The organism is Ruminococcus difficilis, assembly GCF_016680995.1.
In genome coordinates, this window is the sequence record NZ_JAEQMG010000181.1 from 1 (window position 1) to 23535 (window position 23535).

Sequence of the window (23535 nt, forward strand, 5' to 3'; positions counted from 1 at the left end):
GGTGCCCGACACCTACACCAAGCTCGAGGACGAGGACAGCAACACGAAATTCCAGAAAATGCTCGACATGTTCGACGATAACGACGATATCCAGAACGTCTGGCACAATCTCGAATATTAATTGCCGAAAGCAATCGAGTAGGGCGGAATAGCTCCGCCCTCTCACACCACCGTACGTGCCGTTCGGCATACGGCGGTTCAATTTAATTTCAAAGTATGTTGATTAAGATAGTAATCCAAAGGACTGACTAAGCCTCGCTTGGTCAGTTTTTCTTTTGAGATTGCTTTCGTAATCTGTGGTAAGCGTGCCGCTTTCATATATCCTTTGATATATGATGTTTCGTGCGCAATCCACGGTTTAACTCCGAGTTTCTTTAATCCCCACTCTCGTTTCTTTGGCACTTTCCACTGTTTCCAAATGATGATTCTCATTTGTAATCTAAGGTGCTCGTCTATGCTTTGGAGTTTTGTTTTCATATCGCCGAGCGCAAAGTAGTTAATCCATCCTCTTGTTACTGCATTGATTTTCTCAATTCGGTATGTGAGGTTGACACTCCAACTTCTTTTACACAACTTTTTGATTGCTCTTTTGAATTTGGCTACCGAATCCTCGTGTGGTCTTGCTCTCCATCCCTCTTTGGATTTCCAGAATCCAAAACCCAAGTATTTTAGCTTTGTCGGCTTCGTAATATGCGTTTTAGTTGCGTTTACCTTTAAGCCGAGTTTTCTTTCTATCCAACTTGTTACAGAGTACATTACTCTCTTTGCTGCGGCTTCGCTCTTTACCACTATTACACAATCATCTGCGTATCTCGTGAAGCGTAACTCTCGCCTTTCAAGCTCTTTGTCAAGCTCGTTTAGCATAATGTTACTCAGTAGCGGTGACAGATTTCCGCCTTGTGGTGTGCCGACTTTTGTCGATTCGTATTTGCCCTTTACCATTACTCCCGCTTTCAGATACTTCCTGATTAACGATTCCGTATCTCCGTCGTGAATAACTCGTCCGACATAACTCATTAACTTGTCCTGCGGTACGTTATCGAAGAACTTTTCAAGGTCAATATCCACTATCCAAGTATAGTCCTCATTGAAGTATTCGAGCAATTTTCGGATTGCCTGCTCACAGCTCCTGTTCGGTCTGAATCCATAACTGTGGTCGCTGAATAATGGCTCAAATATTGGGCTTAACACCTGTGTTATTCCCTGCTCAATTGTTCTGTCGACAACTGTGGGGATTCCGAGCTTCCGTACTCCGCCGTTTGGTTTGGGTATTTCCACCCTCAGCACCGGCTGCGGTCTGTATCGTCTCTCTCGGATTTGCTGCTTGATACCCTCCCAATTCTGAGCCATATATTCATCAAGCTCCCGGACTGTCACTCCGTCAACACCGCTTGCCCCTTTGTTTGCATATACACGCTTTTTGGCAAACCTGATGTTTTCGTCGCTGAGTATCTTTTCCAGCATTTCTGACATACTTCCGTCTCTCTCCTTTCCGCTTCTCCGTATATCTTCTATGTTGCACGGGTTACCCTCATATACGTTTCGGGATTACCGCTTGTCAAAGTAAGTGCGGAGAACATACATTTTGATTGACTTCTTAAATTGTTCAGTCCTTCCCGAAAAAATTTTTTTTTTTTCGGTACTATGACCTCTGCTGACTTCTCACAGTTCGTTGTTACTATGCTGAGTTTCCGATATTGCTTACTCCTCGGCATCTGTGAGACCTCGCGGGATAAACCAATACTCTTTCCTCGTCTACCTGCCTGATTTACACATTAAGCTTACGGTTACCTTTTGGGCTTCGATGTCATTTGCCACCTTACCCGCTCAATGCGCCTTCGTATCAGGTTTCTTTTCGTCAGGCTACGATTTCGCTATCCCTTCTTCTCGCCTGAACCTCACGATTCAAACCTTGGGAGTTGCTACAGAGTTCGTCGGTAACTACGCCTCGGTGGACTTTCACCACAGAGCATTGATATGCCCGTCATACAAATAACGAAAGGCTGACTCGAAAAGAGTCAGCCTTTATTTTTTCGCGTACTATGGGTTTTTCGTAGAGGTTGATGCACGTTTTCGCGGGAAGTGTTTCAATACCCGCAACTCCAAACTCCAAACTCCAAACTCCACACTCCAAACTTAATAGATGCCCTGCACCGTGACCTCACCCGCGTTGACCGTCCGCAGGGAGCCGTCGGACAGCATGACCTTGAGCGCGCCGTCCTCGTCGATGTCGACCGCGACGCCGCTGATGCTGCGCGTGCCGCTCTTGAAGGTGACGCTTTTGCCGATGGACGCGCAGAGCTTTTTGTATTCCGAGATCGTCTCCGCGGAAAGCGCGAGATTGCTGCGCACGAACGCTTCCTCGATGCGTCCGAGCAAGCCTGCCAGCAGGCGGTTCTTGTCGTAATGCCTGCCCGTCGCGATCAGCAGAGAGGTCGCCTTGTGGGAGATCTCATCGGGGAAGGTCGTCTGGTCGACGTTGATGCCGATACCCGTGACGATGTATTCCACCGCGTCAAATTCCGCGCTCATTTCGGTGAGGATGCCGACAAGCTTCTTTTTGCCGAGGATGATATCGTTCGGCCACTTGATTTTCAGATCCAGTCCCGTGTAGTCGCGCAGCGCCTGACAGATTGCAAGTCCCGTCAAAGGCGTGATATCCACCATATCCTTCGGCGCCATGCGCGGACGCAGCAGAATGGAGAAGGTCAGATTGTCGTCGCGCTCGCTTGTCCAGCTTCTGCCGAGCCTGCCCTTTCCCTTTGTCTGCTCGTGCGTGACGACGACGGTTCCGTTTTCACAGCCCTCGCTGCCGAGATGCTTGAGGTAGTCGTTCGTCGAGCCGACCGAGTCGAGCACGATCAGGTTTTTGCCGAGCGTTTTGGTTTTCAGATAGTACCGCAGAGAAAGCTCGTTGAGGTCGGTGGGCATGCCGCTGAGCTTGTAGCCCTTGTTGGTGACGGAGTCGATCACAAATCCGTCGTCGCGCAGTGCCTTGATCCCCTTCCATACCGCCTGACGTGATACGCCGAGACGCTGTGCCAGCGCCTGTCCCGAGATATAGCTTTCTGCGCCTGCGAGAATGTCAAATATGCTTTTTTTCAAACTGACCACCTCTTTTGATTGAATATAGTAAGGCAGGGCGGCTGACCGCCCTGCGCGTCAAATCTTATTTTTGGTTACGGCGAACAGCGCTCTGCAGATCGCGGTGCCGAGCACGAGGTTGAGAATGATCTCAATGACCGCGTTGATGCCCGCGAGTGCGAAGATGAACAGAAAGACATTGCCGGCAGGCTTGTTGCCGACCTTGCCGATGACGTCGCCGTTATTGAGGAACGCGTCCGCGAAGAACACCCACATCAGACCGAGAAAGCCGATGGTGTTGAGTATCGTGACGAGCGCGCAGCTAAGCGCGGAGCTGCCGAGGCGTTTCGGCTCGCTGTTCTTGGGGAGACGCTGAAAGAGCAGTCCCGGGAGCCAGCCGCAGATCACTCTGGGAACCACGCACATCAAAAATGTGAAAAACGGATTGACGCTCAGAAGAATCGTGGTGAGAGAGGCGGATGTGAAGCTCGCGAAAAAGCTCGAGAGTCCGAACACCAGACCCAGTATCGCGCCGTAGACGGGACCGAGGAATACCGTGCCGACTGCCAGAGGCAGACAGTTGAAGGTGATCGTGATCGGACCGATGCGCAGGCTGCCGACGGTAAAGGTGAGCAGTACGATCAGCGCCGCAAGCAGCGCCGTGAATACGGGCTTGAAGAATTTCGGCGCCGCGTTCTTTTTTGTTTTTGTCATGTTTCTAACCTCCTGCTGTTTCCCTGTCCTTACAGGTGAAACGCAACGTATATTTCCGCAGACTGACGTCTGTTCCGGACAACTTAAAACTTTTTATTCCTTTTGTATATCGCGTTCAGACCGTCGAGAATGATGTTCTCGTCAAATCGGATTTCATGCGTGCAGTTTGCGATCATCTGGGGCGCCAGACCGCCCGTCGCGATGATTTTCGCGTCGGCTCCGGCTTCCTCCGTGAAGCGGTCGATCATGCCGTCGAGCATACAGGCGGTGCCGAACATCACGCCCGACCGCATACAGTCGACGGTGTTGGTGCGGATAACGCTTTTGGGGGCTTTCAGATCCACCGCCGGCAGCAAAGCGCCGCGGTTGGTGAGCGCGTCGAGCGAAATGCCCACTCCCGGCGCGATCGCGCCGCCGCGGTAGACGCGGTTTTCGTCCGCGTAGGCGATGACCGTCGCGGTGCCCATGAAAATCATGATCACGGGGCCGCCGTATTTTTCAAGCGCGCCGACGCAGCCGCATACGATATCGCCGCCGAGCGTCTCGGGGCGGTCGATACGCAGCTCCATGCCGATTTTCAGCCCGGGTCCGATCACAAGGCTCTTCGCACCCGTCACGACGCGGATCGCGTCCATGAGCGGCTGCGTGACCTTCGGGACGACGGAGCTGATGATCGAAGCGTTGATTTTCGACATGTCAATATGGTATATCTGGAAAAAGGTGAACAGCTCCACCGCCATCTCGTCGCTGGTTTTGCCCGCGTCCGTCGAAAAACGCAGCTTGAAACGCAGTCTGTCATTGTCATAAATTCCCAGTTTGATGTTGGTATTTCCCACGTCGGCTGTCAAAAGCATAATAAACGCTCCGTTCCGCAATATATCGCGAAAGCCGCAGCTCCCGCCACATTAATTATACCACATTTTCCCGTTAACGCAAGGTTCTTATTAGGTATTTTATTATAAATTGAAAAAACGGACTTTTTCGGTTGAATTTTTAACAGGATGGTGTATAATAAAGATGGTTACAATTGGCGCTTTGCGGCGAAAAATGTCGCCGTCCGCGCCGATACTTGCTTTGAGAAACCGAGAGGTTTTCTTGAGAAAGGATGATAAATCATGGATAGTTCAGAAATCAGGCAGCTTCAGATTCTTGCCGCCAAGGCAAGACAGGGCGCCGTCCTCGGCACCTATCACGCAAAATCGGGTCATCCCGGCGGATCGCTTTCCGCGGCGGATATCTTCACCTATCTCTATTATAAAGAGATGAACGTCGATCCCGCGAATCCCGATTGGGAGGACAGAGACCGCTTTGTGCTGTCAAAGGGTCACTGCTGCCCCAGCCTTTACGCGGTTCTCGCGCTCAAGGGCTACTTCGCGTGGGAGGAGCTGACCGTGCTGCGTCACATCGGCGCAATGCTGCAGGGTCACCCCGATATGAAAAAAACCCCCGGTATCGACATGAGCACAGGTTCTCTCGGACAGGGTATTTCCGCAGCGTGCGGTATGGCGCTTGCGGCGAAGCTTGACAACAAAGACTATCGTACCTATACAGTCCTCGGCGACGGAGAGGTGGAGGAAGGTCAGGTTTGGGAGGCGGCGATGTTCGCTTCTCACAACAAGCTTGACAACCTCGTTGTCATCGTAGACCAGAACGGTCTGCAGATCGACGGCGCCGTTTCGGACGTCGCGGGCATCGAGCCCCTCGACAAGAAGTTTGAGGCGTTCGGCTTCGAGGTCATCAAGATCGACGGCCACGATTTCGAGCAGATCGCCGCCGCGCTTGACAAGGCAAAGACCGTCAAGGGCAAGCCCACCGCGATTCTCGCCAAGACCGTCAAGGGCAAGGGCGTTTCGTTCATGGAAGATCAGGTCGGCTGGCACGGCGTCGCTCCCAACAAGGAGCAGTATGAGCAGGCTACCGCCGAGCTTCAGGCTCAGATTGACAGATTGGAGGGCAAGTGCTGATGGCTGAGACAGTAAAGAAGGCAACCAGAGAGAGCTTCGGTGAAGCGCTCTGCGAGCTTGCCGAACAGAATAAGGATATCGTTGTTTTTGACGCCGACCTCGCGGCGGCGACCAAGACCAGCATTTTTCAGAAAGCGAACCCCGACCGCTTCTTTGACTGCGGTATTGCAGAGGGCAATATGATGGGCGTTGCCGCGGGTATGGCTGCCGCGGGCAAGATTCCCGTAGCCGCGTCCTTCGCGATGTTCGCCACAGGCAGAGCGTTTGAGCAGATCCGCAACTCCATCGCGTACCCCAAGCTCAACGTCAAGATTGCCGGCTCTCACGCGGGTATTTCCACGGGTGAGGACGGCGCGACCCACCAGTGCATCGAGGATATCGCGATCATGCGCGCTATCCCCAACATGGTCGTGCTCAATCCTGCCGACCACTGGGAGATGAAGGCGGCGACCAAGGCGGCTATCGAGTACAACGGCCCCGTTTATATCCGTCTCGGCAGACTGGCGATCGACAGCTTCAACGATCCCGAGACCTACAGCTTTGAGCTGGGCAAGGGCATCACGCTCCACGAGGGCAATGACGTCACCGTCATCGCCTCCGGTCTTGTCGTCAACGAGGCGCTCAAGGCAGTCAAGGTGCTGGAGGCTGAGGGCATCAGTGCAAGACTCATCAACATCCACACCATCAAGCCCATCGACCGCGACATCGTAATCAAGGCGGCGCAGGAGACAGGCAGAATCATCACCGTTGAGGAGCACAACGTCGTCGGCGGTCTCGCTGACGCGGTCTGCGAGGTTGTCACCGCAGAATGTCCCGTCAAGGTGACGAGAATCGGCGTGCAGGACGAGTTCGGCTACAGCGGTCCCGCATGGGAGCTGCTCGACGCGTTCAAGCTCACACAGCCCCACATCGCACAGGTCATCCGTGACGTCGTCAACGAGAAATAAACTGCAGGGCGTGCTTTGGCACGCCCTTTTTTGCATTTGAAACAGGAAAGGAGCATCTGAATGGCAATCTCAACACAAAAGAACCTGCGCAATCAGGTCATGTATCAGGTTTTTGTCCGCAATTTCAGCGAGGAAGGCACCTTCGCCGCCGTGCAGGGACGTCTTGACGAGATCAAGGCGCTCGGCACCGATATCATCTGGTTCATGCCGATCCATCCCATCGGCAAACAGATGCGCAAGGGCACGCTCGGCTCTCCCTACGCGATCAGCGACTACCGCGCGGTCAATCCCGAGTTCGGCAGTCTCTCGGATTTCAAGAGCCTCGTCGGGGCGATCCACGGCAAGGGCATGAAGTGCATCATCGACGTGGTCTATAACCACACTTCGCCGGATTCCGTCCTGAGCGCCGAGCATCCCGAGTGGTTCTACCACCGCCCCGACGGCAGCTTCGGCAACCGCGTCGGCGACTGGACGGACATCATCGACCTCGACTACAACAACAAGGATTTGTGGGACTATCAGATCGAAACGCTCAAATACTGGGCAGGCATCGTCGACGGCTTCCGCTGCGACGTCGCGCCGCTGATTCCGCTCGAATTCTGGCTCAGGGCGCGTCAGGAGGTCGAGGAGGTGCGCGAGGGCTGCATCTGGCTGAGCGAATCGGTCGAGCCGGATTTCATCACATATATGCGCTCGCGCGGCATGACGGCGCTCTCGGATTCCGAGATTTTTCAGGCGTTCGATATGGCGTATGATTATGATACCTACGGCGCGATGAAGGCGTATCTCGACGGCAGCGGCAGCCTTGCGGCATATGCCGAGGCGGTCAACCGTCAGGAGTACACCTTCCCCGATAATTATGTCAAGCTGCGCTTTCTTGAGAATCACGACCAGACACGCGCGCGTTTTCTGATTCCCGACGCGGAGCAGCTCAAAAGCTGGACGGCGTTCCTCTTCTTCCAGAAGGGAATGACGCTGATTTATAACGGACAGGAGCGCGGCGTCGCGCATCTTCCGTCGCTCTTTGACCGCGACACGGTGCAGTGGAACGCGGCGGAGAGCATGGATTTGACGCGGTATATCGCGCGCCTTGCCGCGCTGAAAAAAGACACGATTTTCGTGGACTCAACCTACCGTGTGACGGCTCCGACAGAGGATGTTCTCGTCGCGGTGCGTGAGCATGAGGACAAGAAAATGCTCGGCGTGTTCCCGCTGAAAGACAAAAGCGGCTTGGTGCGCGTGGACTTTTCAGACGGCGTATATGAAAATCTGATCAGCGGCGAAGCGGTCGAGGTGTTCCGCGGAATGCTCAGCTCAAACGGCAAGCCCGTGATTCTGCGGAACTTCTGATATGCGGCGATTGTTTCAGGCAAAATCCGCGTCCGTGCCTCTCGCGATCTTCTGCACCCTGCTCTGGGGCACGGCGTTCCCGTTTATCAAGCTCGGGTACGCCGCGTTTGACGTCGCGGAAAACGACGCCGGCGCGATGCTGCTTTTCGCGGGCTGCCGCTTTTTTCTCGCGGGTCTGATGGTGCTGCCCGTCCCCGCGTTCGGAAGAAATCGGCTGCTTCCGAAAAAGGGAGACTTTCTCCCGATCGCGGTGCTCGGACTCGTGATGACGGCGGCGCAGTATTTCTTCACCTATATCGGACTCGGTTACACAAGCGGCGCAAATACCTCGATCATCACCGCTTGCGCGTCGTTTTTTACGGTCATCGGAGCGGCGGTTTTCTTCCGCGGTGACAGGCTGACCGTGCTGAAAATTCTGGGCTGCGCCGTCGGCTTCGGCGGCGTGCTGGTGATGAACCGCGGCGCAGCCGTTACAACGGCGACGCTGCTCGGCGACGGGCTGATTCTCCTCTCGACCGTCTGCTCCGCGGCAGGCAACCTGCTCTCGAAAAAAATCGCTGCAGGCAGGAATCCGCTTCTCGTCACCGCGTGGCAGCTGATGCTCGGCGGCGCTCTTTTGATCATTGCGGGCTTATGCTTCGGCGGCGGACTCGATTTCTCCAAGCTGACGGGCGTGTGGATCCTCATTTGGCTGGCGTTCGTCTCGGCGGCGGCGTTCAGCATCTGGACGGCGCTTCTCAAATATCACTCCGCGAGCCGTATTTCGGTGTTTACACTGCTGATTCCCGTTTTCGGCACGGCGCTTTCGGGGCTGCTGCTCGGGGAATCGGTGTTCAGGATAGAAACCCTCCTTGCGCTGCTGCTGATCGCGGCAGGTATCGTGATGGTGAACCTTTCGGGAAAAGGGAGGCAGACAACATGAAAATAAAAGGCGTTATCTCTGATATGGACGGTGTGATACTCGACAGCGAGAAGCTCTATGTCCGCTTCTGGTGTGAGGCAGGACAGTCTTACGGCTTTCCTTTTGAAAGGAAGCACGCGCTGGGCATCCGTTCGATGGCAAGACCGTTCGCAATCGAAAGACTGCAGGGCTGGTTCGGAGACAGCTTTGACTACGATACGGTCAGAAATAAGCGCATCGGGCTGATGAACGCATATGTCGAAAAACACGGCATCGAGGCTAAGCCCGACGCGGAAAAGCTGCTTTCCTATCTGAAAGAAAAAGGCATTGCGGTCGCTCTCGCGACCGCGACGCCGAAGGACAGAGCGGAGGAATATTTAAGACGAGTCGGTCTTTTGCAATATTTCGACGAGGTCGTCAGCGCGCGCATGGTCAAAAACGGCAAGCCCGCGCCGGATATCTATTTATTTGCCGCGGAAAAGCTCGGCTTGAAGCCTGAGGAGTGTATGGCGCTCGAGGATTCTCAGAACGGCATCCGTTCCGCAAACGCGGCAGGCTGCAAAACCGTGATGGTGCCCGACCTCGACGGTCCGACGGAAGAAATCATGCCGCTGCTTTACGACGTTGCGGACGGCTTGTGGGACGTCGTGAGAATATTAAATCGCGGCGGGTGAGAACCCGCTGTCAATTCGCGACGGGTAAGAACCCGCTGTCAATTCGCGACGGGTAAGAACCCGCTGTCAATTCGCGGACTATACCTCGGTGCGGTAGGAAACAGCGCGTTTACGCGACGGGCGTTTGATAGTGAGCTGAGGTTCCATACAAACCTTTTCGCGTGCAATGGATTTTCCAATCATCCCTCTCCTCGAGCAATGGGATTGGTAAGAGTCTGATGAGCACCTGCCGCGAGAACGTGCAGTAAAAGTAACATAAAACCCTTAGTACGCGATTTAAAATAACGATTTAAAATAACGATTTAGAATAAAAATAGAAACGGAATTATATCAAACCTATCCTCGTGCAATGGGATTGGTAAGAGTCTGATGAGCACCTGTCGCGAAAACGAAAGGAAACCTTCATAAAAAGCCCTTAGTACGCGATTTAAAAATAACGATGTAAAATAAATAGAAACGCCCGGATCGTGTCCGGGCGTTTCCTGTCTGTAAAAAATGAGGGGTACAATCGCGTGCCTCTGAGTCGGCACGCATTGAGGAGGGTAGAACAATGTACTCGACGGTTGCGGTTCCGTCTTCTTGAGTACATCTATATTAAACCCTATCAATGTGTTATTTGTGTGAAATTCAATTGAATTTGAACTGAAAAATTTATTCAAAAATATTTGAAACAAACGTTTGACTTTTTATACATAAATGTGGTAGAATATATTCGGAAAGGTGTGAGCGCTATGAAACCCCTCAGCAAAAGCCAGCAGAGAATACTCGATTATCTCAAGGAATGTTCCGAAAACGGACGCGTGCCCTCGGTGCGCGAAATTTGCGACCATACGGGACTCAGCTCGACCTCGACGGTGCACCATCACCTCAAGGCGCTCGAGGAAAAGGGGCTGATCGTCCGCGAACACGGCGTGAACCGCTGTATCCAGATCACGGGTGAGGAAAAGAGCGTCAACGTGCCTGTTGTGGGCAAGGTCGCGGCAGGTGAGCCGATCACCGCGATCCAGAATATTGAGTTCTATGTTCCCGTCTCCGAGCAGCTCAAACGCGGCAGAGAGCTTTTTGCGCTGCGTATTCAGGGCGAAAGTATGGTGAACGCGGGGATTCTGGACGGCGATATCGTTATTGTCCACCGCACGCCCGTCGCGGAAAACGGTGAGATCGTCGTCGCGATGGTGGAGGATTCCGCTACCGTCAAGCGCTTTTACAAGGAAAACGGTCATTTCCGTCTGCAGCCCGAGAATGACAGCTACGAGCCAATCATCGTGGATGAGGTCGTGCTGCTGGGAAAGGTCGTTTCCCTGATCAGAAATTATTAATTCAGCAGAGGTTCAGCATGAGTACAATATGTGTGTTTGGCTCGTCAAGCGAGAGAATCGACAGAGCTTATCTGGATTCCGCCGAGCATCTCGGCGAGAGTCTTGCCAAAAGAAAAATCAAACTGATTTTCGGCGCAGGAAAGTATGGCGTGATGGGCGCCGTGTCGCGCGGTGTTCTGCGTGGAGGCGGCGAAATGACAGGCGTTTGTCCGCGGTTTTTTATCGAGCATGAAGTCCTGATGGACTACGCCGAGATCGTCTTTACCGAAAACATGCGCGAGAGAAAGGCGTATATGGAGGATAACTCCGACGCGTTTATCATCTGTGCCGGCGGCATCGGCACCTTTGAGGAGTTTTTCGAGGTGCTGACGCTCAAGCAGCTCGGCAGACACCAGAAGCCGATCGTGATTTATAACTATAAGGGATATTATACGCCGATGCTCCAAATGATGGAGACCGCTATCCGCGACAGGTTCATGGCGGAGGATACCGACACCCTCTATTCCGTCGCCGAAACCGAGGAGGAGGTCTTTGCGCAGCTGGCTGACTATAAGGCGTTTGACTATAACAAGTACGGGAGGAAATAATGGCGGATAATTGCGAAATGTGCGCGCACTACGTCGCCGACGAGGAATTCGGCGATTATTGCAGCGTCAACCTCGACGAGGACGAAATGGAAAAATTCCTCACGCAAAGCATGTCGGGCTGTCATTACTTTCAGCTCTATGACGAGTACAAAATCGTGCAAAAACAAAACTAATCAATAAAGGGAACCTCTAAAAATTTCTTACCGCGCATAAGTACGGAATCTTCACGGCATAATCTTGCCAAATCTCCTTGAAATACGTCAGTATTCCTGCGGAGCTTTGACAATATTCTGCCATAAATCTTCCGCACTTCTGCACGACATTGAATTATTAGAGATTCCCTAATGTCAATTTATATGTACCAACGGCGGCTGCCGTTGGCTTTACTGCGCTGTTGTCATGGCGTGAAGCGCTTCGATCGCGTCCGAGACGGTTCCGACCGCGTCGACCAAACCCTCACGCACCGCGTCCTCTCCGTCGAGAATCGTGCCGACGTCGGTGACAAGCTCGCCCGTGTTGAGCACCAGCTCTCCGTACCGCTCGGCTGAAATGCGCGAGTGCTCCACCACAAAGCCCGTGATACGGTCCTGCATCCGTCGGAAATACTCAAACGTCTGCGGCACGCCGAGCGTCAGCCCCGTGGTGCGCACGGGATGCACCGTCATCGACGCGCTTTTCGCGATGAAGCTCTTGTCAGCCGCCACCGCCAACGGGATGCCGATGGAGTGACCGCCCCCGAGGACGATCGAGACGGTGGGCTTTTTCATGCCCGAGATCACCTCGGCGATCGCCAAGCCTGCCTCCACGTCGCCTCCGACGGTATTGAGCAGCACCAGCAGCCCGTCAATCCGCTCGTCCTCCTCGATAGAGACGAGCAGCGGGATGATGTGCTCATATTTCGTCGTCTTGTGGCGCGGCGGAAGGACGTCATGACCCTCGATCTGCCCGATGATCGTCAGGCAGTCCAATATTTTCCCCTTGTGGGAAATCAGAATCGAACCCGTCTGCATCAGCGGATTGTCCTGCGATGCGGACGATTCACACCCCGATTCCGCAAATTCCTCCTCAAGTTCCGTTTGCTCTGACATGTTACACCTCCGCTCTTATTGTTTCCGAGGAGGACGGTAACATGCGCTGTCAGACGGCAGAAACGCAGGGAAATTTTATGCGCTGATAAACCATTTTTGATTATATCATTAACAGCAATATTTTTCAAGATTTTCCTTTTATATTTCCTTAAAATAATAATTATTTTATAGAATTATAGTAAGATTAGGATAAATATACTATTGGAGTGTGTATCAATTGAATTCCGATATAATGATGGGCGTCGTCATCGCCCTGCTCGTATTACTGTCGGCATTTTTCTCCGCGACCGAAACGGCGTTTTCCTTTGTCAACAAGATCCGCGTGCAGCACGCCGTGGAAAACGATGACAAAAAAGCGGAAAAGGTGCTCTGGGTCATCGAGCATTTTGACAACGCCCTCACCGCAATTCTGATTTGCAACAACATTGTCAACCTCGGCTGCTCGTCTATCGCGACGGTGCTTTGTCTGCGGATATTCGGCGATATCGGCTCGGCTATCGCGACAGGCGCGACAACGCTGCTGATACTGACCTTCGGCGAGGTCATCCCCAAATGTCTTGCCAAGGAGCACTGCGACGCGTTCACAAGCGCGACCGCGGGACTGCTCAAGGCGATCACCATCCTGCTCACGCCGCTTGTATTCGTGTTCATGAAGCTGCGCTCCCTTGCGCTCAAGATCTCGGGCAAGAGTGAGGAAGCTCCCACCGTCACCGAAAACGAGCTGAAATACATCGTCGAGAGCATCGAGGAGGAAGGCGTTCTCGAGGAAAGCGAGAGCGAAATGGTGCGCTCGGCGCTCGACTTTGATGAAACGACCGCGGAGGAGATCCTCACACCGCGCGTCGACGTGGTATTCCTCAACGTCGAGGATTCGCAGCAGAAAATCAAGGATATCATCATTGAGAACCGCTATTCGCGCATCCCGATTTACGAAAACACGGTTGACAATATCGTCGGCATCCTGCACACGCGCGACTATCTCGAGTCGCTCGCGGACGGCAAGGCTCCCGCGCTGCGGGATATCATGCAGCCGCCGTTCTTCGTATTCAAGAGCCAGCAGCTCTCGAAAATCCTCAGCTCCTTCAAGCGGACGCGCGACCACATGGCGATCGTCACCGACGAGTACGGCGGCACGCTGGGCATCGTCACAATGGAGGACTTACTGGAGGAGATCGTCGGCGACATCTGGGACGAGGACGAGGAAATCGAGCACAGCTACTACAAAATCGGCAAGGACGAGTTCCTTGTCAACGGCGATATCGAAATCGAGGACATGCTCGCGCTCTTTAACCTCGACGCGGACGCGCTGGAGAGCGATTCCGTCACGGTCGGCGGTTTGATTCTGGAGCACGCGGGAACGATTCCCCACAAGCGCGAAAGCATCGTCACGGACGGGTTCCGCTTCACGGTCATGGAGGTCGAGAACCAGCGCATCATGCGCGTTGTCGTTAAGCGGCTCGAGGAGGAGGCTCCCGAACAACCGGAGGAAGCTCCCAAGGCATTGCCGCTGCATTTTTCATAACGCAAAAGGCTGTCACATCGTGACAGCCTTATTTTATGCCCTAGTTTTCATTAATATACCGGATCGCCCCGGCCGCGGCGACGGCTCCGTCGGCGGTCGCGGTGACGAGCTGACGCACGTCCTTGGTGCGGTTGTCTCCCGCGACAAAGATGCCCGCTGTTTTGGTGCGGCAATCCTCGCCCGCAATCGCGTAGCCCGCGCTGTCGAGCGCGATCAGCTGCGCGAAGTTCTGATTTTCAGGGGTTCTGCCCACTGCGACGAACAATCCGTCGACCGCAAGCTCGCGCTCATTGCCCTGCCTGTCACGTGTCACGACGGCGGTCAGCTTCTTGTCAAAGCGCAGCTCGGTCACGACGCTGTTGAGCACAGGCTCCACATTCTCACGCTCCAGCACGCGGGAAACGGTGCTCTCTTCGGCGCGGAACGCGTCGCGGCGGTGTATCAGATAGACCTTTTCCGCGATATCGGCGAGATAGAGCGCGTCCTCGAGGGCGGTATTGCCGCCGCCGACGACCGCGACGGTCTTTTTGCGGTAGAACGCGCCGTCGCAGGTCGCGCAGTAGGAAATCCCCCTGCCGACAAGCTTGTCCTCATTCTCCACGCCGAGCTTGCGGTTCTCGGAGCCTGTGGCGATGATGACCGCCTTTGCGGTATACTCGTTCTTTTTGGTGCGGACGACCTTTTCCTCTCCCCTGTCCTCGATCGCGATCGCTTTCTCAAATTTGAACTCCGCCCCGAGTTCCTTTGCCTGATTGTAGACGTTGGCGGCAAAGTCAAAGCCCGAAATATGCGCGGCTACGGGATAGTTCTCGATGTCGGGGGTGTTGATGATCTGACCGCCGTAGCTCAGCGCCTCGAGCACAAGGACGCTTTTGGCGGCACGGCGCGCGTAAATCGCGGCGGTCATGCCCGCGGGTCCCGCGCCGATGATGATAATATCCGTCATCCGAGCATCTCCTCAATCGCTTCCTTGGGACGCAGACCGACGCTCCTGTCAGCCTCCTTGCCGTCCTTGATCAGCACAAGGCAGGGAATCGAGATAACGCCGAACGCGTCGGCGAGGTCATCCTCCTCGTCGATATTGATGGATACCACCTTGATATCCTGTCTTTCGTCCGCGATTTCCTCGAGCGTCGGACGGAGCATGCGGCACGGGCCGCACCAGTTCGCGTAGAAATCCGCCAACACAGGGCGATCGGACTGTACAACTTCCTTTTCAAAGCTTGCGCCTGTCACTTCAATAACTGCCATGATGATTCTCCTTTACAGCAATGCGATGATATCTTTTTCCATTTTCTTCGGGTCAAAGGTGGGGTCGTAGCGCTTGACCACCCTGCCCTCGCGGTCGACGAGGAACTTCGTAAAGTTCCACTGAATATCGGCGGGAGACTTTGCCGTCTTGCTGATCTTGCGGATAGCCGCCATCGCCGCCTTGTTTTTCAGCCCCTGAACCTCCTCCCCGGGCGCCTCGCGCTTGAGGAAGGTGTAGAGCGGATGCTCGTTTTCTCCGTTGACCTCGATTTTCTTCATCTGGTCGAACTGCGTCTTGTAGCGCGCGGTGCAGAATTCGTGGATCTCATCGTCCGCGCCGGGAGCCTGATTGCCGAACTGGTTGCAGGGCAGGTCGAGCACCTCGAAGCCCTTTTCATGATAGGTTTCATAGAGATATTCGAGTCCCGCGTACTGCGGTGTAAACCCGCATCCCGTAGCGGTGTTGACAACAAGCACCACCTTTCCTCTGAAATCCGAGAGCGGCAATACGCCCTCTCTGCGTTTGTTGACCTGATAATCGTAGAATGACATTGCAAAGCCTCCTTTTGTTGATTTGTATTGTTTGCAATTAAATTGTATCAAATTAATTTTGATTTGTCAATAGTATTCTTCGTTTTTTTTAAAAAATAATACGCCCCGAAGCGGATTCACTTCGGGGCAACTGCTTATTAGTTTTTCGGGGTACCGCAGGAGGTGCAGAACTTGCCGGTGTTCGCGCATCCGCAAGCGGGACAAATCCACTCGCCTGCCTGCTGCGGCTGCTGTCCGTAACCCTGCTGCTGATACTGCGGCTGCTGTCCGTAACCCTGCTGCTGATACTGCGGCTGCTGTCCGTAGCCCTGCTGCTGGTACTGCGGCTGCTGTCCGTAACCTTGCTGCTGATACTGCGGCTGCTGTCCGTAGCCTTGCTGCTGATACTGCGGCTGACCGTAGCCCTGCTGCTGATACTGCGGCTGACCGTAGCCCTGCTGCTGATACTGCGGCTGACCGTAGCCCTGCTGATACTGCGGCTGTCCGTAGCCCTGCTGCTGATACTGCGGCTGCTGTCCATAACCCTGCTGCTGATACTGCGGCTGTCCGTAACCCTGCTGTGCGGCAAAGCCTGCGCCCATGCCCTGATTGAAGCCTCCCTGCATTCCGCGCACGGCGTTGATCAGTTCATTCGCCTCCTGCTCAAAGCGGCGGTAAGCGTCGGTGTAGCGGCTGTCGGGACGGGTGTCCGTCAGCTCAAACTCGATCTCGCTGAAATAGGGAGAGTTGACGTTGATGGTGATGGTGAACTCATAGGTATATTCATAGCGCGGCGGATTGTAGGAAACGCTCCTGCCCTCGCTGTCCTTGCGATAAATCTCGCGGCGGTGCTCCTCGACGTTGTAATTCGCCGCGGTGACCTGTCCGAACTCGATGATATCGGCATTCTCCTCGCGGAAGTTGTTCTTTCTGCTGACGACGAAGCAGCCCGCGCCCTGGTCGACATAGACCTTTGTGTTTCTGCCGAAGGTGACGTTCGGATTGAAGCTGTTCAGTCTTTCGCGGTTCTGCTCTCTGTAGGCGAGCTGGTCGCGGATGTCGGCGAGTGTGGATTTCTTTCTGCCCTTGAAGAACGGCGAGAGCTTGCCCGCGCACTTGGAGCAGATGTTGCCGTCCTCGAGCTTGCGGTTGCCGAGCAGACCGATTTTCTCACCGCAGATATCGCAGTATTTTTTCTCAAAAAGTCCCATAATGAAATCTCCTTATACTTATTATGCCCAAGGGTTGCTGCTCTCGGGCTGTCTGATGCCGACGAGTACAAACTGCTCCCACAGGTACCATTTGCCGTCCTTGGCAAGACGGAGCTGTACGGAGCGCGGATTGTCCGCTCCTCCCGAGCGGATATAGAGCGTGGCGTAGCCCTGATTCTGATAGGAATAGGGATTCTCGCTGACGGTCACGCGGTAGGGTTCCGCGGGCAGGTAGTCGTTCTGCGGAGTCGCGCCCTCGAAGTAGGAGCGCGGCACATAGTCGCTGTCGCGGAAGCGGTCGGCGATAAACGACTTGTCGTAGCCGCTGAGCGGACGCGGTCCTCTGAGGAAGTCAAGCATCCGCAGCGAAAGCTCCTTATCGCCCGGATAGAAGCAGAGTGCAAGAATCGTCATTGCCGCCGTGTCAAACGGCGTTCCGAGAGCCGCCTGCGGCATCGCGGCGAACTCCTCAAAGGTCTCGGGGAGCCGCGTAAAGGTCACGGTGACGGTTTTGCTGCCGCTCTGAGCGGTGTTTGCCGCCTTCGGCGCCTGTTGTCTGAGGTTATCGAATAATCCCATGCAATCCCTCCTTTGGATTTATGCCTATATTGTACAATATTTCCGACATAAAATCAATATCAATGTTACATTGTCAATCCTTGACGACGCGTTTTTCACGCCACTTTCCGCTGCGCCAGCGCAGAATCATCAGAATACCGCGGAATATCTCGTCGGCAGCAAGCGCGACCCACAATCCGTAGATGCCCCAGCCGAGCACCACCGCGAACAGGTAGGAGCCTGCCACGCTGACAGCCCAGTTGGAGGTGATCGCGCAGGCAGTCGGGAAATATACGTCTCCCGCTCCGCGCAGGGACGCGATCAGCACCAGATTGGTCGTTCTGCCGAACTCGAGCAGAAGATTGATCAGCAGCACGTTCGTTCCCATTGCGATGACCGCCGCGTCGTCGGTATAGACGCCCAGCAGCTGCGTGCGGAAGATCGCTCCCAGTCCGCTGACGGCAAGCGCGATCAGCAGCGCCCTGCGGTGCGCCGTTATCGCCTGACGGTACGCCTCGTCGTGCTTCTGTGCGCCGACAAGGTGCCCGACGATGATCTGCGACGCCTGTCCGATGGAGATCGCGAACACATAGAAGAACATCGTAATGTTCTGGACATAGGTCTTGGTGATCAGCTCCGTTTCGGTCAGGCAGTTGAGAACGATGGAGGTGATCACGAGCTGCGAGAGGTTATACAGAAAGGTCTCCATCGCGGCAGGGATGCCGATTTTGAAGATATCGCGGACGTCCGTCCACGGAAACGGCTTGAGCAGGCGGAAAATCGAGAGCTTCTCGACCTTGGTAAACAGCACGACTCCCAGCACCGTCACGCCGAGCACACGGCTCAGGGAGGTGGCGATCGCGACTCCTCGGACGCCCAGCTGCGGAAAACCGAGCAGACCGAGCACCAGCACCGTATCGAGCGCGGTATTGAACAGGTTCATACCCACCGTCACGAACATCGAAAGCTTCGTCATGCCGTGGTTGCGCACGATCACGCTCATCGCGGTGTGAAGCGCCTGCAAAAACAGAAAACCGCCCACAATCGAGAGGTACTCTCCCGCGAAATCGAGCAGCCTGCCGTCCGCGCCGATAAAGCGCAGGATCGACTGATGAAAGAGGATGAGCACCGCGCTGATAATGATACCCGCCGTCAGCTGCATCGTGATGGAAAGCGCCGCGATACGCGAGGCGGATTCGCGCTTTTTCGCGCCGAGGTATTGTGAAATCAGAACAGCGCTCGCCGAGGACAGCACCGAAAAGACGATCGCGACGATAGACACCGCCTGATTGGCGGTACCGACCGCAGAAGCGGCGAGGTCGTCATATTTACTGAGGATGAACACATCCACAAAGCCCAGCAGCATGAAGAGCGTGGTCTCGACAAATATCGGCCACGCGAGGCTCCACAGCCGCAGGCGTTTTTCTTCACCCATTTTCTCACTCCTTTCCCCCATTATACGGGTTTTTGCGCCGCTTGACAAGAGATTTTTCGTTTCAAATTACCGCCGAAAAAGCTAAAAATATCTTGTATCTCACAGGCAATTATGTTAAAATATGTATAACCAATTGAAAATTCACCCGAAAGTGAGGTAACAAAATGAAAAACATCACCAACGACATTCGTTATGTCGGCGTGAACGACCACAAAATCGACCTGTTTGAGGGTCAGTATGTCGTTCCCAACGGCATGGCGTACAACTCCTATGTGATTATCGACCGGAAGATCGCGGTCATGGACACCGTTGACCGCAAGTTCACCCACGAATGGCTCAACAACCTCGAGGAAGCTCTCGGCGACAGAAAGCCCGACTACCTGATCGTCCAGCACATGGAGCCTGACCACAGCGCGAATATTTTCAACTTCATGAAGAACTATCCCGACGCGACGATCGTATCGTCCGCAAAGGCGTTCACGATGATGGGCAACTTCTTCGGCACCCAGTTTGAGGACAGAAGAATCGTCATCAAGGAAGGAGACACCCTCGAGCTCGGCGCCCACACGCTCAGCTTCGTCGCCGCTCCGATGGTTCACTGGCCCGAGGTCATGGTGACCTACGACGCAAAGGACAAGGTGCTCTTCTCCGCTGACGGCTTCGGCAAATTCGGCGCTCTCGACGTCGACGAGGACTGGGCTTGCGAGGCAAGACGTTACTACATCGGCATCGTCGGCAAGTACGGCGCGCAGGTGCAGAACCTGCTCAAAAAGGCGGCGGGTCTGGATATCGAGATCATCTGTCCGCTCCACGGTCCCGTCCTGACCGAGAATCTCGGCTACTACCTCAACCTCTATAACACATGGTCGAGCTACGGCGTGGAATCCGACGGCATCATGATCGCCTACACCTCCGTTTACGGCAACACCAAGAAGGCTGTCGAGCTGCTCGCCGACAAGCTGAGAATGAAGGGCTGTCCCAAGGTCGTCGTCGCCGACCTCGCACGCGAGGATATGGCGGAGTGCGTCGAGGACGCGTTCCGCTACGGCAGAATTGTACTCGCGACCACCACCTACAACGCGGATATTTTCCCGTTCATGCGTGAATTCATCAACCACCTCACCGAGCGCAACTTCCGCAACAGAACCATCGGTCTGATCGAGAACGGCTCATGGGCGCCTCTCGCGGCGAAGACCATGAAGAAGATGCTCGAGGGCTGCAAGAATATCGAATACACCGACACCACCGTCACCATCACGTCCGCGCTCAACGAAAAGAGCAGCGAGCAGCTTGAGAAGCTCGCCAACGAGCTGTGCAAGGACTATCTCGCGCAGCACGACGAGACCGCTGACAAGAACGACATGACCGCGCTGTTCAACATCGGCTACGGTCTGTATGTCGTCACCTCCAACGACGGCAAGAAGGACAACGGCCTGATCGTCAACACCGTCACACAGGTCACCAACTCGCCCAACCGCATCGCGGTCTGCATCAACAAGCAGAACTATTCGCATCACGTCATCAAGAACACGGGCATCATGAACGTCAACTGCCTCTCCACCGAGGCGCCGTTCAAGGTATTTGAGACCTTCGGCTTCCAGAGCGGCAGAAACGTCGACAAGTTCGCCGACTGCACACCGCTCCGTTCCGATAACGGACTGGTATTCCTGCCCAAGTATATCAACTCGTTCATGTCGCTCAAGGTGGAGGATTACATCGACCTCGACACCCACGGCATGTTTATCTGCTCCGTCACCGAGGCGCGCGTTACCTCCGACAAGGAGACCATGACCTACACCTACTATCAGAACTACGTCAAGCCCAAGCCCCAGACCGAGGGCAAAAAGGGTTGGGTCTGCAAGATCTGCGGATACATCTATGAGGGTGAGGATCTTCCCGAGGACTTCATCTGTCCGCTCTGCAAGCACGGCGTTGCGGACTTTGAGCCGATCGAATAGTCAAACTTTTTGAATAACGACAAAGGGCAGCCGCTCGGCTGCCCTTTCCGTTTGCTTTCCGTCAAAAAAAGAAGGCTGACCTTTCGGTCAGCCTCTGATTGGTAATGATTAAAAACCGTAAACGATGTACTGCTGGATTCTGGTAGCGTCGATAACAGTCGCTCTGCCGTCGAAGTCGAAGTCGCAGAGAGCAATCAGCTCAGAAGAAAGAGCATCCTCTCCCAGCGCTACGTAACGCTGAATCAGGGTAACGTCCTTGATATCTCTCATGCCGTCGCCGTCAACATCGCCGATGCCGATGCCGCCTACGGGAGCAGGGATCTTGTCCTGCTTCACGGGCTTCGTAACGGGAGCGGTGGTGGGAGCGATCGTTGTCGGCTCAACAGTTGTCGGAGCAACGGTGGTGGGTTCCAAAGTGGTGGGAGCAACCGTGGTAGGCACCTCGGTGGGTTCCTGCGTAACAACCGCAGTGGTGGGCGCCTCAGTGGGCTCCTCGGTGGTGGGAATCACAACGGTCTCCATGATGAATTCTTCTTCCGTGGTAGGCTCTACAGTAGTAGTCGGCTCCTCGGTCACAGGCTCCGTGCTGCGCTTTCTGGGCAGCGTGGGCTTGAACGCGGAGGTTGTCTCCTCCTCTGTCGGATCCTCATTATCATCATCGTCGTCAAGAGCCTTGAGGTAGGTGCAGTAGTTGAGTGCAGCCCAACCTGCTCTTCCCTTATAGCTTGTCTCACCCCAGACATTGCTGCCCGTGCTCTTGATCGCGGTGACCTTCAGCTCAGTGCCGTTGGGGATGCTGGCAACAATACTGTTGCTTGTACCCGCGCCGCTTCTGAGATTCAGATAGTTGGCCTCGGTTCTGTAGTAGCCGGTCTCATAATCGGCAGAACCGTGGTTATCATCATCAGTGGGATTCACCACAACGTCGGGAGTATCGATCACGTAGATGTAGCCCTGGAAGATCCACCAGCTGCTGCCGCCGGGATTGGAATCGTAGATATTCGCCTCGGTGATGTAGAAGGACGGGCAGGAACCGTATCTTGCGCTCCATGCGGAGTTGGAAAGATACATGGTGCCGTCGCTGTCGATCTGCTCAACTACCGCAACGTGTCCGCCGCCGCCGGGATAAGCCCAGCAGGCGATCGCGCCGAGACGGGGCGTCCAGCCGTAATCATAAGCGCCTGTGCTCTGGTTGTAGGGGAACCAGTTTTCCGCATTGCCCGTTGAGAGCTTGGGTCTTTGACCGGTGATCTCATAGGCTCTGCCCCATGCGTAAGCGGTGCAGTTGGGCAGTCCGTAGCCTGCCGCGGAAAAGACGTTGAGTGTGCTGTTATAATAGGGATTGTCATAAGACGGTTCCTCGAAGCGAGGGGTAAAGGTTAACGCGCTCGCGAAGATGTTCAGAGAAAATGCTGTTGTAAACAGAAGGACGACCGTCAGAATGACAGCGGGTACTCGTTTAATCAATATCGTTTTCAAAATAACACCCTTTCAAAAAAGAATTTGATGTCGTTTCACGTGTATGTTACTGTTTTGTTACCCATTCGTTACCATTAACTATTTTACCACATCTTTCCCGCAAAATCAAATCCTAATAACCACGATTATCACCAAATTTGACCCTGCGTTTTTGAGCAACATTCACAATATCTTGTTACCATTTCGTTTTTTGCCACATTTTATGCTGTTGGAGAATTATATCATCACATTTCTCATTCAAAACGGGGTGCAAAAGAAATTTTGTAATCTTTTGCAGAAACTGTTCAAATCAGACAATCACATTTATTTCTCAAAAAAGTCTTGCTTTTTCCGAAAAAGTATGGTAATATATATCTTGCGGTTAAGAAACCGCATATGCGCCGGTAGCTCAGCTGGATAGAGTGTCTGACTACGAATCAGAAGGTCGGGAGTTCGAGTCTCTTCCGGCGCGCCAAAGAGAATGAGAGTACAGCAGTGAGTGACACATTATTACTGCTGTATTCGAATTCTTTAAAGTTTATTTTCGGATTGGGTTGTTCGTATCTTTACCCCATTCAACAACGTCATGTAAACGGTGTTACACGCACTATCCTCTTGATGTTTCCCAACATGAGAGTGAGTTGCCGATGTAGTTACTAAACAAGAACGGAAGTTCACACAGATTTCCAATCTTGCAGAGTGGATCAGGCTCTTACTCCGTACAAAAGGTTATTCCCCAAGAATAACAACTGTGTGTTGGTCGCTTTCCTGCTGGTAACAGGACTGGCTTAAAAGTCAGAGGTCATCGCGTAACTCTTATTTGACGGTTGAGTACCAGATACAGTGATCCTATTCAGTTTTATGGCACAGTTTAATGATGTGAAAATGACAGCTTAGTTTGGTAGACGTGGGCTGTCTTTTCTTTTATAAACCATACCAAATTAGATTATATAGCAGTTGCCGATTATTGTCAATCGAATTTA

General features: G+C 53.9%; 23 protein-coding genes, 1 tRNA gene and 2 pseudogenes. 14 read left to right on the forward strand and 12 right to left on the reverse strand.

Translation table 11 applies throughout. The annotated features are described in order from the left end of the window. Nucleotides 1–121 (forward strand): YebC/PmpR family DNA-binding transcriptional regulator (locus tag JKK62_RS16155; RefSeq protein WP_201428825.1); only part of this gene is annotated, 121 nt, incomplete at its 5' end. Between the two features lie 77 nt (nucleotides 122–198). Here JKK62_RS16155 and ltrA read toward each other — a convergent pair. The 4 genes from ltrA to JKK62_RS16175 all read right to left on the reverse strand — a co-directional run bounded on the left by ltrA (nucleotide 199) and on the right by JKK62_RS16175 (nucleotide 4652). Further along, nucleotides 199–1464, reverse strand: a complete 1266-nt coding sequence (gene ltrA, locus JKK62_RS16160; RefSeq protein WP_366503364.1) for a group II intron reverse transcriptase/maturase — start codon at nucleotides 1462–1464, stop codon at nucleotides 199–201. A gap of 672 nt (nucleotides 1465–2136) precedes the next feature. Then, nucleotides 2137–3105, reverse strand: coding sequence for a biotin--[acetyl-CoA-carboxylase] ligase (locus tag JKK62_RS16165; protein ID WP_143001626.1), 969 nt, complete (start codon nucleotides 3103–3105; stop codon nucleotides 2137–2139). A 57-nt stretch (nucleotides 3106–3162) separates the two neighbouring features. Then, nucleotides 3163–3798, reverse strand: coding sequence for an ECF transporter S component (locus JKK62_RS16170; protein WP_201428827.1), 636 nt, complete (start codon nucleotides 3796–3798; stop codon nucleotides 3163–3165). 83 nt (nucleotides 3799–3881) lie between these two features. Further along, nucleotides 3882–4652 carry a type III pantothenate kinase gene (locus JKK62_RS16175; RefSeq protein WP_092966537.1) on the reverse strand — a complete coding sequence of 257 codons (771 nt, stop codon included), beginning with the start codon at nucleotides 4650–4652 and terminating at the stop codon, nucleotides 3882–3884. Between the two features lie 261 nt (nucleotides 4653–4913). On the opposite strand from JKK62_RS16175, the gene JKK62_RS16180 reads away from it, so the two are divergent. The 8 genes from JKK62_RS16180 (at nucleotide 4914) to JKK62_RS16215 (ending at nucleotide 11713) form a co-directional block, all read left to right on the forward strand. Next, the gene (locus JKK62_RS16180) at nucleotides 4914–5762 is read left to right on the forward strand and encodes a transketolase (protein ID WP_201428828.1); all 849 of its coding nucleotides are present in this window, start codon (nucleotides 4914–4916) and stop codon (nucleotides 5760–5762) included. Continuing rightward, on the forward strand, nucleotides 5762–6709 hold the full coding sequence (locus tag JKK62_RS16185; protein ID WP_201428829.1) for a transketolase family protein: 948 nt from the start codon (nucleotides 5762–5764) through the stop codon (nucleotides 6707–6709). The genes JKK62_RS16180 and JKK62_RS16185 overlap by 1 nt, the downstream gene beginning before the upstream one ends. 60 nt (nucleotides 6710–6769) lie before the next feature. Further along, nucleotides 6770–8059: an alpha-amylase family glycosyl hydrolase gene (locus tag JKK62_RS16190; RefSeq protein ID WP_201428830.1), complete on the forward strand. Its 1290-nt coding sequence runs from the start codon at nucleotides 6770–6772 to the stop codon at nucleotides 8057–8059. Between the two features lies 1 nt (nucleotide 8060). Further along, entirely contained in the window at nucleotides 8061–8981 is a 921-nt protein-coding gene (locus JKK62_RS16195; RefSeq protein WP_201428831.1) for a DMT family transporter, read from the forward strand. Beyond that, nucleotides 8978–9634: an HAD family hydrolase gene (locus tag JKK62_RS16200; RefSeq protein ID WP_201428832.1), complete on the forward strand. Its 657-nt coding sequence runs from the start codon at nucleotides 8978–8980 to the stop codon at nucleotides 9632–9634. The genes JKK62_RS16195 and JKK62_RS16200 overlap by 4 nt, the downstream gene beginning before the upstream one ends. Nucleotides 9635–10344: 710 nt before the next feature. Continuing rightward, complete coding sequence (gene lexA / locus JKK62_RS16205) at nucleotides 10345–10953, forward strand: transcriptional repressor LexA (RefSeq protein WP_366503365.1); 609 nt, start codon at nucleotides 10345–10347, stop codon at nucleotides 10951–10953. A 17-nt stretch (nucleotides 10954–10970) separates the two neighbouring features. Further along, nucleotides 10971–11540: an LOG family protein gene (locus JKK62_RS16210; protein WP_201428833.1), complete on the forward strand. Its 570-nt coding sequence runs from the start codon at nucleotides 10971–10973 to the stop codon at nucleotides 11538–11540. Further along, entirely contained in the window at nucleotides 11540–11713 is a 174-nt protein-coding gene (locus JKK62_RS16215; RefSeq protein ID WP_201428834.1) for a DUF6472 family protein, read from the forward strand. The genes JKK62_RS16210 and JKK62_RS16215 overlap by 1 nt, the downstream gene beginning before the upstream one ends. Nucleotides 11714–11923: 210 nt before the next feature. On the opposite strand, the gene JKK62_RS16220 is transcribed toward JKK62_RS16215, so the two are convergent. Next, nucleotides 11924–12628 (reverse strand): ClpP family protease, encoded by a 705-nt coding sequence (locus tag JKK62_RS16220; protein ID WP_201428835.1) that lies wholly within the window; start codon nucleotides 12626–12628, stop codon nucleotides 11924–11926. A 217-nt stretch (nucleotides 12629–12845) separates the two neighbouring features. Here JKK62_RS16220 and JKK62_RS16225 point away from each other — a divergent pair, with 217 nt between their 5' ends. After that, nucleotides 12846–14150: a hemolysin family protein gene (locus tag JKK62_RS16225; protein WP_201428836.1), complete on the forward strand. Its 1305-nt coding sequence runs from the start codon at nucleotides 12846–12848 to the stop codon at nucleotides 14148–14150. Between the two features lie 40 nt (nucleotides 14151–14190). On the opposite strand, the gene JKK62_RS16230 is transcribed toward JKK62_RS16225, so the two are convergent. The 6 genes from JKK62_RS16230 to JKK62_RS16255 all read right to left on the reverse strand — a co-directional run bounded on the left by JKK62_RS16230 (nucleotide 14191) and on the right by JKK62_RS16255 (nucleotide 19136). After that, nucleotides 14191–15096, reverse strand: coding sequence for an NAD(P)/FAD-dependent oxidoreductase (locus JKK62_RS16230; protein WP_201428837.1), 906 nt, complete (start codon nucleotides 15094–15096; stop codon nucleotides 14191–14193). After that, a complete protein-coding gene (gene trxA, locus JKK62_RS16235) occupies nucleotides 15093–15401 on the reverse strand; it encodes a thioredoxin (protein ID WP_092967637.1) in 309 nt (102 codons plus the stop codon). The genes JKK62_RS16230 and trxA overlap by 4 nt, the downstream gene beginning before the upstream one ends. A 12-nt stretch (nucleotides 15402–15413) precedes the next feature. Further along, nucleotides 15414–15953 (reverse strand): glutathione peroxidase, encoded by a 540-nt coding sequence (locus JKK62_RS16240; RefSeq protein WP_092967635.1) that lies wholly within the window; start codon nucleotides 15951–15953, stop codon nucleotides 15414–15416. Between the two features lie 137 nt (nucleotides 15954–16090). Continuing rightward, nucleotides 16091–17143: a DUF4428 domain-containing protein gene (locus JKK62_RS16245; RefSeq protein ID WP_201428838.1), complete on the reverse strand. Its 1053-nt coding sequence runs from the start codon at nucleotides 17141–17143 to the stop codon at nucleotides 16091–16093. Nucleotides 17144–17164: 21 nt separating this feature from the next. Further along, nucleotides 17165–17722: a DUF6935 domain-containing protein gene (locus tag JKK62_RS16250; protein WP_201428839.1), complete on the reverse strand. Its 558-nt coding sequence runs from the start codon at nucleotides 17720–17722 to the stop codon at nucleotides 17165–17167. A gap of 73 nt (nucleotides 17723–17795) precedes the next feature. Continuing rightward, nucleotides 17796–19136, reverse strand: a complete 1341-nt coding sequence (locus tag JKK62_RS16255; protein ID WP_201428840.1) for an MATE family efflux transporter — start codon at nucleotides 19134–19136, stop codon at nucleotides 17796–17798. Between the two features lie 164 nt (nucleotides 19137–19300). Between JKK62_RS16255 and JKK62_RS18090 the strand changes: the two are divergent. From JKK62_RS18090 to JKK62_RS18100, 3 genes and pseudogenes are all read left to right on the forward strand, one after another. After that, nucleotides 19301–20455: pseudogene (locus JKK62_RS18090) on the forward strand (FprA family A-type flavoprotein); the annotation flags it as partial. Between the two features lie 72 nt (nucleotides 20456–20527). Continuing rightward, nucleotides 20528–20935, forward strand: a pseudogene (locus JKK62_RS18095) (flavin reductase family protein); the annotation flags it as partial. Next, a complete protein-coding gene (locus tag JKK62_RS18100; protein WP_436286319.1) occupies nucleotides 20924–21094 on the forward strand; it encodes a rubredoxin-like domain-containing protein in 171 nt (56 codons plus the stop codon). The pseudogene JKK62_RS18095 and the gene JKK62_RS18100, both read left to right, overlap by 12 nt. Before the next feature lie 108 nt (nucleotides 21095–21202). Here JKK62_RS18100 and JKK62_RS16265 read toward each other — a convergent pair whose 3' ends face one another. Further along, nucleotides 21203–22561 (reverse strand): CHAP domain-containing protein, encoded by a 1359-nt coding sequence (locus JKK62_RS16265; protein ID WP_201428841.1) that lies wholly within the window; start codon nucleotides 22559–22561, stop codon nucleotides 21203–21205. A 389-nt stretch (nucleotides 22562–22950) separates the two neighbouring features. Between JKK62_RS16265 and JKK62_RS16270 the strand changes: the two genes are divergently transcribed. Continuing rightward, a tRNA-Arg gene (locus tag JKK62_RS16270) sits at nucleotides 22951–23027 on the forward strand. Nucleotides 23028–23535: the final 508 nt, after the last annotated feature.